Raw genomic sequence first — 9,827 nt, 5'->3', positions numbered from 1 at the left:
ATGATATCAAAAAATTATTCCCAATTATCTTAGAAGGAAAATCAGATTCTGCTTCTATGGATATGGTGGTTGAACTTTTATTAATGACAGGTCGTTCATTGCCAGAAGCGATGATGATGGTTGTCCCTGAAGCTTGGGAAAAACACCAGACAATGTCTCCTGAAAAAAGAGCGTTCTACGAATTCAACTGCTTGTATTATGGAGCCTTGGGATGGTCCTGCTTCTATCCCATTTACAGATGGTAACGTAATTGGTGCTTTATTAGACAGAAACGGATTGCGTCCTTCTCGTTATACATTAACACACAGTGGTTTCGTGATCATGTCATCAGAAATTGGTGTACTGGATATCGATCCGGAAGATGTAATTCAGCACGGTCGTTTAGAGCCAGGGAAAATGTTCTTGGTTGATATGAACGAAGGCCGTATTATTGAAGACGAAGAAGTTAAAAAAGCGATAGTTACAAAACGTCCGTACCAGGAATGGTTAGACGCTAACTTATTGCCTTTAGCAAAAGTTCCTTATACGAACAATCCAACTCCGGTTGAGAAATTAGATTTCCAAACAAGACAACGTTTATTTGGTTATACAATTGAAGATTTAAAAACAATCATCAACCCAATGGGAGGTCAAGGAGCTGAAGCAATCAGTTCTATGGGTAACGATACGCCTTTGGCAGTATTATCAGACCAGCCTCAATTGTTATATAACTATTTCAAACAATTATTTGCTCAGGTTACTAACCCGCCTTTGGATGGTATTCGTGAAGAAATTATTACCGATATTAGTTTAGCTGTTGGTGGAGATTTCAATATTTTTGAAATTGAATCTAAACAATGTAAAAAATTAAAAATCCAAAATCCGGTTATCTCTAACGAGGATTTAGATAAAATTAGAAACATTGATCACGTAGATTTCAAATCGGCTACAATTTCTACTTTATATAAAATAGAAAAAGGAGTTAACGGTTTAGAGCGTGCGCTTGAAAAATGTGTTCAGGCAACTTACAAAGCTGTTTCAGAAGGATGTAATGTAATTATTTTATCAGACAGAGGTGTTAGCGAGCAATTAGCTCCAATCCCTATGTTATTGGCTTGTTCTTACATTCACCACTCTTTGAACATTTTACAGGTTCGTTCTAAATTCGGAATCATTATTGAATCTGCAGAACCTCGTGAACCTCATCATTTTGCTTTATTGTTCGGATACGGTGCAAGTGCCATCAATCCTTACATGGTAAACGAAATCATTCACGATCAGGTAGCGCAAGGTTTCATTACCGGGGTAAAAGCTGATTATGCTGTTGTAAACTACAACAAAGCGATTGCAAAAGGTATCGTTAAAATCATGAACAAAATTGGTATCTCTACATTACATTCATACAGAGCTGCCCAGATTTTCGAGATTTTAGGTTTAAACAAAACATTTACTTCTAAATACTTCCCTTACACGCCATCAAGAATTGAAGGAATTGGTTTAATGGAAGTGGAGAAAGAAGTGAAAAAACGTTTCCAAAAAGCTTTCCCGAATTCAAAAGTGGCAAGTTTGCTTTCTTTAGAAATTGGAGGTATTTACAGATGGAGACGTGGTGGTGAAAAACACATGTTTAATCCAACCACTATTTCTAAATTACAACAAGCGGTTCGTTTAAACAGCCCTGAAAGTTATAAAGAATACTCAAATGCCGTTAATGAGCAAAGCTCAAACTTAATGACCATTAGAGGTTTATTTGAATTCAACAACCTTGATCCAATTTCTATTGATGAAGTAGAACCTTGGACAGAAATTGTAAAAAAATTCAAAACGGGTGCAATGTCTTACGGATCTATCAGTAGAGAAGCACACGAGAATTTAGCGATTGCAATGAACAGAATTGGCGGAAAAAGTAATTCTGGAGAAGGTGGAGAAGATCCAAAACGTTTCCAGAAAGAAATTAACGGAGATTCAAGAAACTCTGCAATCAAACAAGTTGCTTCGGGACGTTTTGGTGTTTCGATCAATTATTTGACAAACGCTAAAGAAATCCAGATTAAAATGGCTCAGGGAGCGAAACCTGGTGAAGGCGGACAATTACCTGGAGAAAAAGTGGTGCCTTGGATTGCTGAAACAAGAAATTCTACACCTTATGTAGGTTTGATTTCACCTCCGCCTCACCACGATATTTACTCAATTGAAGATTTATCTCAGTTGATTTATGACTTGAAAAATGCAAACCGTGAAGCACGTGTAAACGTAAAATTAGTTTCTGAAGTTGGAGTTGGAACCATCGCTGCCGGTGTTGCCAAAGCAAAAGCTGACGTTATCTTAATCTCTGGTTATGACGGAGGAACGGGAGCTGCACCTTTAACATCTTTACAACACACAGGTATTCCATGGGAACTTGGTTTAGCTGAGGCGCAACAAACTTTGATCTTAAACGATTTAAGAAGCCGTGTAGTTTTAGAGTGTGACGGACAGTTAAAAACAGGTCGTGACGTTGCTATTGCAGCTTTATTAGGAGCTGAGGAATTTGGTTTTGCAACTGCACCGCTTGTAGCTTCTGGATGTATCATGATGAGAGCTTGTCACTTAAATACTTGCCCGGTTGGTATTGCAACTCAGGATCCTGAATTGAGAAAAAATTTCAAAGGAACTCCAGAGCACGTAATCAACTTCATGTATTTCATTGCTGAAGAGTTAAGAGAAATCATGGCACAATTAGGTTTCAGAACTTTAAAAGAAATGGTTGGTCAGTCACAAAAATTAAATGTGAACAAAGCAATCAAACATTATAAAGCAAATGGTTTAGATTTATCACCAATTCTATACAAACCGGAAAAAGCGAAAACACAGCCAAATCACAATACAACACAACAAGATCACCAACTTGAAAATGTATTAGATTTTGACATTATCAAAGAAGCGATTCCGTCTATTTATAGAAAAGAAAAAACAAGAGTAACATTTAAAATTAAAAATACAGACCGTTCTGTAGGTGCGATTTTGAGTAACGAAATCTCAAAAATTTATGGCGCACAAGGATTACCTGATGACACTATTTTAGTTGATTTTGAAGGTTCTGCCGGACAAAGTTTTGGTGCTTTTGCAACAAACGGATTGTCGTTTAAAATTCACGGAAACTGTAATGATTATTTAGGAAAAGGTCTTTCTGGAGGAAAACTAATTGTAAAAGTCCCTCCTACTGCAACTTTCAAACCTGAAGACAATATCATTATTGGAAACGTTGCCCTTTACGGAGCTATTACCGGAGAGGCTTATATTAATGGAATGGCCGGAGAGCGTTTCTGTGTTAGAAATTCTGGAGCAACAGCAGTTGTGGAAGGAATTGGAGATCACGGATGCGAGTACATGACCGGTGGTACAGTAGTAGTTTTAGGAAAAACAGGAAGAAACTTCGCAGCTGGTATGAGCGGTGGTGTAGCTTATGTTTACGATCCAAATAAGAAATTCGACTCAACAGTTTGTAACATGGAAATGGTTGCATTCGATCCGTTGGAAGAAGAAGACGTTACAAAACTAAGACGATTGATCAAAAATCATTCCTTGTACACAAGCAGTCCATTAGCAAAAAGAATTTTAGCAGACTGGGAAAATCAACAACAGCACTTCGTAAAAGTAATGCCAACTGATTACAAGAAAGCATTACAAAGAATTGCAGAAGAGAAAAAAATAGAAGAATTAATTGCTTAATAAAACATCAATTTCAAAAATCAATTTCAATTACAATGTCTTCCTGAGCGAAGTCGAAGGATTTGGAATTTGGGATTTAAAAATTGAAATTTTAATTAAAATGTCATGGGTAAAATAGGCGGATTTAAAGAATATAACAGAGCCGACGAAAGTAATTTAGCAGTAGCAGAACGTGTTTCTAACTACAACGAATTTACTATTCCGTTAGCAAAAGATAAAGTAAAAGAACAAGGTTCAAGATGTATGGATTGTGGTATTCCTTTTTGCCACAGTGGTTGTCCGTTAGGAAATTTAATTCCTGACTTCAACGACATGGTACATCAGGAAGAATGGCAGAGTGCATTAGAGATTTTACAATCGACTAATAACTTTCCGGAATTTACAGGACGCTTATGCCCTGCTCCATGCGAAAAAGCATGTGTATTAGGAATCATCAAAGATCCTGTATCAATCGAAAACATCGAGAAAAACATTGTTGAAATTGGTTTTGCTGAAGGCTGGATTAAACCACAAACTCCAAAAACAAGAACTGGTAAAACAGTTGCCGTTATTGGTTCAGGACCTGCGGGACTTGCAGCAGCACAGCAATTAAACAGAGCTGGACACACCGTTACCGTTTTTGAAAGAGACAATGCAATTGGAGGTTTATTACGTTACGGGATTCCGAATTTCAAATTAGAAAAAGGAATCATCGACAGACGTGTAGCGATCCTTGAAGCTGAAGGAATCACTTTTAAAACTAATGTAAACGTTGGTGTAAACTTTAGCGTAGCAGAATTAAACGCATTCGATTCTATCGTTTTATGCGGAGGAGCAACAGAAAGAAGAAGTTTGCCAACTAAAGGAATCGAAAGCAAAGGTGTTGTTCAGGCAATGGATTTCTTAACACAGCAAACTAAAGTTTTATTTGGAGAATCAATTCCAGATCAGGTTAAAGCAACTGGTAAAGATGTAATCGTTATTGGTGGTGGAGATACTGGTTCTGACTGTATTGGAACTTCAAACAGACACGGAGCTAAATCGGTAACTAACTTTGAGATTTTACCAAAACCTCCTGTTGGAAGAAGTGAATCAACTCCTTGGCCTTTCTGGCCATTGCAGTTAAAAACTTCATCTTCTCACGAAGAAGGTTGTGACAGAAACTGGTTAATCAATACTAAAGAATTCATTTCTAACGATAAAGGTGAATTAACGGGATTAAAAACGGTTGAAGTACAATGGAAAATGACTCCGGGTCAACGTCCTGAATTAATTGAAAAAGAAGGTTCTGAGAAAATCTGGCCTTGCGATTTAGCTTTATTAGCTCTTGGATTTACAGGCCCAGAGAAAACATTAAGCGAGCAATTAGGTCTTGAATTAGATTTTAGAAGCAACTATAAAGCACATAATTATCAAACAAACGTTCCTCACATTTTCACTGCGGGTGATATGCGAAGAGGACAATCATTAATCGTGTGGGCTATTTCAGAAGGTCGCGAAGCAGCAAGAGAGGTAGATTTGTTCTTAATGGGCTCTACCAACCTGCCTACTAAAGGAAGAGGAGATTTACCGAGTTTATAATTTTTTATAGATTCTAAGATACTGAGATGCTAAGGTTCTAAGTTTTTTTCCTTGCATTTTATTAAATCTTTATTCCAATAAACAACATAACTACTAACAAACCCTTGAATTTATATTCAGGGGTTTTGTTTTTAAATTTAGCCCGCGGATTTAATAGATTAAACAGATTTATGCGGATTTTTTTATCTTTATTTTAAATCTTTATTTATCCAATTGATCCGTACAATTGGCGGCTAATTTTTTTATAAAAATCCGAAATAAAGTACTTTTTGTTTAAAAACAAACAATTTGTTACAATTTGTTATTTTTCTATAAATAATTTGCAGATAGTTAAAAGTGTAATAACTTTGCCCAAAATGATTTAAAAATGCAAGCAAAAGATTTACTGCAGTTAGCAGACCAATTTGGAAGTCCATTATATGTTTATGATGCCGAAAAAATCCAATCTCAGTACAATAGGTTAACTAAAGCTTTCTCTAAGGTAGAAAACTTAAGAGTTAATTACGCCATGAAGGCATTGTCAAACGTTGCGATTCTTCAGTTATTAAAGAACATGGGGTCTGGTTTAGATACTGTATCAATTCAGGAAGTTCAGTTAGGACTTCACGCTGGCTATGAACCCGAAAGAATTTTCTTTACACCAAACGGAGTTTCTCTAGAAGAAATCGAAGAAGTTGCCGCAATGGGTGTACAAATCAATATCGACAATTTATCTATTTTAGAGCAATTCGGAACAAAACATCCCCATATTCCAGTATGTATTCGTATCAATCCACACGTAATGGCGGGCGGAAATGCTAATATTTCAGTAGGACATATCGATAGTAAATTCGGAATTTCTGTTCACCAGATTCCGCATATATTGCGAATTGTTGAAAATACAAAAATGAGCATTGTTGGAATTCACATGCACACAGGATCTGATATTTTAGATATCGAAGTATTCTTGTATGCTGCCGAAATTTTGTTCGATACTGCAAAACACTTCAAAGATTTACAATTCTTAGATTTCGGAAGCGGATTCAAAGTGCCTTACAAAAAAGACGATATCGAAACCGACATCGAAGAATTAGGTAAAAAATTATCAAAAAGATTCAATTCTTTCTGTGCAGAATATGGCAGAGATTTAACCTTGATTTTCGAACCAGGAAAATTCCTTGTGAGTGAAGCAGGTTTCTTCTTAGCAAAAGTAAACGTAGTAAAACAAACAACATCAACAGTTTTCGCCGGAATCGACAGTGGTTTCAACCACTTAATCCGTCCAATGTTTTACGGTTCACAACATTATATCGAAAACATCTCAAACCCAAAAGGAAAAGAGCGTTTTTACTCTGTTGTAGGTTACATTTGCGAAACTGATACTTTTGCCAACAACCGCAGAATCTCTGAAATTACAGAAGGCGATATTCTTGCTTTCAGAAATGCCGGAGCATATTGTTTCTCAATGTCTTCGAACTACAATTCAAGATACAAACCAGCCGAAGTTCTTTGGATGAACGGACAAGGAATCTTGATTCGTGCACACGAAACATTCGAAGATTTACTTAAAAATCAAATTCCGTTACCGCAAGAAGTTGCTGCAACAGTTTAAAATAAAAAAAAAGAGAATATCACCGAAGTCCCGTTTCTTAATTGAAGCGGGATTTTTTTATTGTAGATTTCTGACTTTAGATTTTAGATTAAAATTTAACCTCAAAGCTTTGCGAACTTAAAACGCTCAAAGAAGCAAAAAAAATCTTGCGTTCTTTGCGTTAAAAAAATAGAATTTGGAATTTAAAAAATTGAACTATTAAAAACATAACCACTTGATAAACAGGTAAAAATACTCGATTACAATTAAAAAGATATAAGTATTTTTGACTTATCTTCTTGATTTATAGAAACATAAATCTTCGTTACTACTATTTGCCAAAAAATAGAAATATTAGTCTTCTCCACAATAAATAAACTATCTCGCCAAATACTTGATAAAATTTATATTAACTAATAATTCAATTTAAAGACATGAAACTTATAAAAATTGGCTCAACAGGAAATGACGTTAAAAAATGGCAGTTTTTTTTAACCGGTTTAGGATTGTATAAAGGAACTGCATCTGGAGTTTTTGATGAAGCTCTGGATTTTTCGACCAAAGAATTTCAAAAGGCACACAATCTAAACCCAGACGGTAAAGTGGGAAATTTTACGATTGGAGCCGCTATGTTACTCGGTTTTGGAGTCGTTGTAGATGATGAACAAAACATTACGAATGACAGTTTTCCTCCAAAACCAAATTTTGAGCCTATTGTTTCAAATGCGGATAAACAAAAAATATTTGGAGAACTAAAATTTAAATCTGCTCCTTTACCGGATAATCCCGAAAATATTATAATTACCAATAATTGGGATAAAGAAAATATTATAAAAATCAAAATTCCGCAGCTCATAAAAATTAAAGGTACAGACACTGTTTACTTTCATAAAAAAGCCGAAAAACAATTAATAAATCTTTGGGCAGAATGGGATAAAAATAAACTACTTCACCATGTTTTAACTTGGGAAGGCTCATACAATCCGCGATTTATTAGAGGAAGTCGAACAACTTTAAGTAATCATGCATTTGGCACAGCATTCGACATAAATTACAACTGGAACAAACTAGGCGCAGTTCCTGCTTTAGTGGGACAAAAAGGATGCGTTCGAGAATTAGTCGAAATTGCAAATGCAAATGGTTTTTATTGGGGCGGACATTTTACAAGAAGAGACGGTATGCATTTTGAAGTTGCGAAAATTTTAAAATAATTCCATGTTCCAAAAAGTTTCCACAATTTTTAAATATCTAAACATCTGTCAGGCTGAGCGAAGTCGAAGCCCACGCAAAGTAACCGCAGGATTTGTCAATAATTAATGCTTAAAATAGAAATTCAATAGTTTTTATTATCACCCAAAAACATAATAACGTTTGTTGATTATAAAAAGTAAAAGTATGTTCTTTGTATAATCTTGAAATAAATCAATTATGAAGAAAAAACTTTTTATTCTTATCTCTATTTTGGCAATAAGCTGTAACAATGACAAAACTGATACTCAAACTGACAAAACTTCTATAAATTTAATCACAGGGATTAATCTTAGAGAAACCTCTGACGATTCAGAGTTACAGTTACAATTCGGGAACCCGAATATTTTAACAAATAACAAGTTTTTAATTTATCCTAATCCCGTAAATGAATCCGTTAACATTTTAGCACAAGAAAATGTTACAGATGTATGGTTAGTATCAGCAAATCCTGAAAAAATTTATCAAGATGTAAATTTCAACAATATTTTGAATACAAATTTATACAGCGAACAATCAATTATCTCGCATTCAATTTTTTCTTCTAACAAGCAATCCTCAAAGAATTTTAGCATAAATATCAGCAGTCTTGCAAAAGGATATTACAAAGTATTCATTAAAATTGGAGGAATAATTTATTGGGATAACCTATATAAATATGAAAATGGAGGAGATAACGAAGAACAATTCAATACAATAAAAAATTTTTGGACTAAATGAATATAAAAAGTCACACTTTATTTTACTAGTACAGGCATCGCACTCTCATGAACACAAGCTGAAACTCTATTGGCACAAGCGTGACGCTCTTGTTATCAAAAGATAATCCCAATTAAATACTATGAAAATCATAATACGAATATTATTTTTTATTGGACTTTTTCTTTTAATTCTCAGCTATTTTATCACTCCATATACTATCAACGAGGAACCATATATAGTGGTTGACGAAGATGGAATAGGATTCTTAAAAATGCTATATATTGTCACTAGCATTATTTTTGGATATCTGTTTTTTGCATTTCTTAGAGTTTTTAAAAATAAAGGTTATTTAATTTTTTCTTTCGTTTTTCTTATTCTTAGTTTAATATATTTAGGCAAAATGTTTTTGTATTTTGATTCTTTTTTAGAATAAAGAATCCTCGGAGGAATTTAGTTTCGAAATCAAAAAACAGCTAATAAATTACTAATGAAATTTGGAATTAGAATACTATTGCTTTCAATTTTTGACTTTATAATTATTTGGCTTTGGGTTAAACAAATGAATCCAGATCCAAGTATTTCCATTGCAGAATTAATACTTGTTCCTTCTGTGGTTGTATTAAACTTAGTAATTGCATTAATTCTATTTTTCTTAAATCGGAAATTCGTTTCGTTATTTTTAATTAATGCAGTAATTGCGGGAATACTAATGCATTATTTATTCGCTAAAGGCATTACCAGATATAAAAATGAAAGATTCGAAAGCTGGGAATTTAATTTACAAGATACAACCTACGAAATTACACATTCGAAAATTGATAAAACTTTCAGCATTAGCGAAAGTACTAATCCAGGATCTTCAACTAGTTTTTTAGATGGCAAATTTATTGAAAAAGAAGAGATTTACTTAACAACTGACTCTACAGAATACAAAATCAAAAATGGCTATCTTTATGGTTTTAGAAATGCTACAGACAGTATAAAATTGACAAAAATAGAATGATCAAAAACTAATATGTCAACATAAAATTTCAATAGATAAAGATTAATTTCTATC

Annotated in this window: 4 protein-coding genes and 2 pseudogenes; all 6 read left to right on the top strand. The window is 34.2% G+C overall.

Going from position 1 to position 9,827, the window contains the following annotated elements; all coding sequences use genetic code 11:
* Positions 1-3,690 (top strand): annotated as a pseudogene (gltB, locus tag B3C18_RS25430) (glutamate synthase large subunit); the annotation flags it as partial.
* A gap of 105 nt (positions 3,691-3,795) precedes the next feature.
* Positions 3,796-5,250: a glutamate synthase subunit beta gene (locus tag B3C18_RS25425; protein WP_291153558.1), complete on the top strand. Its 1,455-nt coding sequence runs from the start codon at positions 3,796-3,798 to the stop codon at positions 5,248-5,250.
* Between the two features lie 364 nt (positions 5,251-5,614).
* Positions 5,615-6,841, top strand: a pseudogene (gene lysA / locus B3C18_RS25420) (diaminopimelate decarboxylase); the annotation flags it as partial.
* Between the two features lie 413 nt (positions 6,842-7,254).
* Positions 7,255-8,031 carry a M15 family metallopeptidase gene (locus B3C18_RS25415; protein ID WP_291153556.1) on the top strand — a complete coding sequence of 259 codons (777 nt, stop codon included), beginning with the start codon at positions 7,255-7,257 and terminating at the stop codon, positions 8,029-8,031.
* A gap of 217 nt (positions 8,032-8,248) precedes the next feature.
* Entirely contained in the window at positions 8,249-8,788 is a 540-nt protein-coding gene (locus B3C18_RS25410) for a hypothetical protein (protein ID WP_291153554.1), read from the top strand.
* A 469-nt stretch (positions 8,789-9,257) separates the two neighbouring features.
* On the top strand, positions 9,258-9,773 hold the full coding sequence (locus tag B3C18_RS25405) for a hypothetical protein (RefSeq protein ID WP_291153552.1): 516 nt from the start codon (positions 9,258-9,260) through the stop codon (positions 9,771-9,773).
* Positions 9,774-9,827: the final 54 nt, after the last annotated feature.

It is taken from the genome of Flavobacterium sp. UBA7680 (assembly GCF_002482975.1).
In the GTDB taxonomy this organism is placed as follows: Bacteria; Bacteroidota; Bacteroidia; order Flavobacteriales; family Flavobacteriaceae; genus Flavobacterium.
This window is presented reverse-complemented; position numbering and strand designations above follow the sequence as displayed.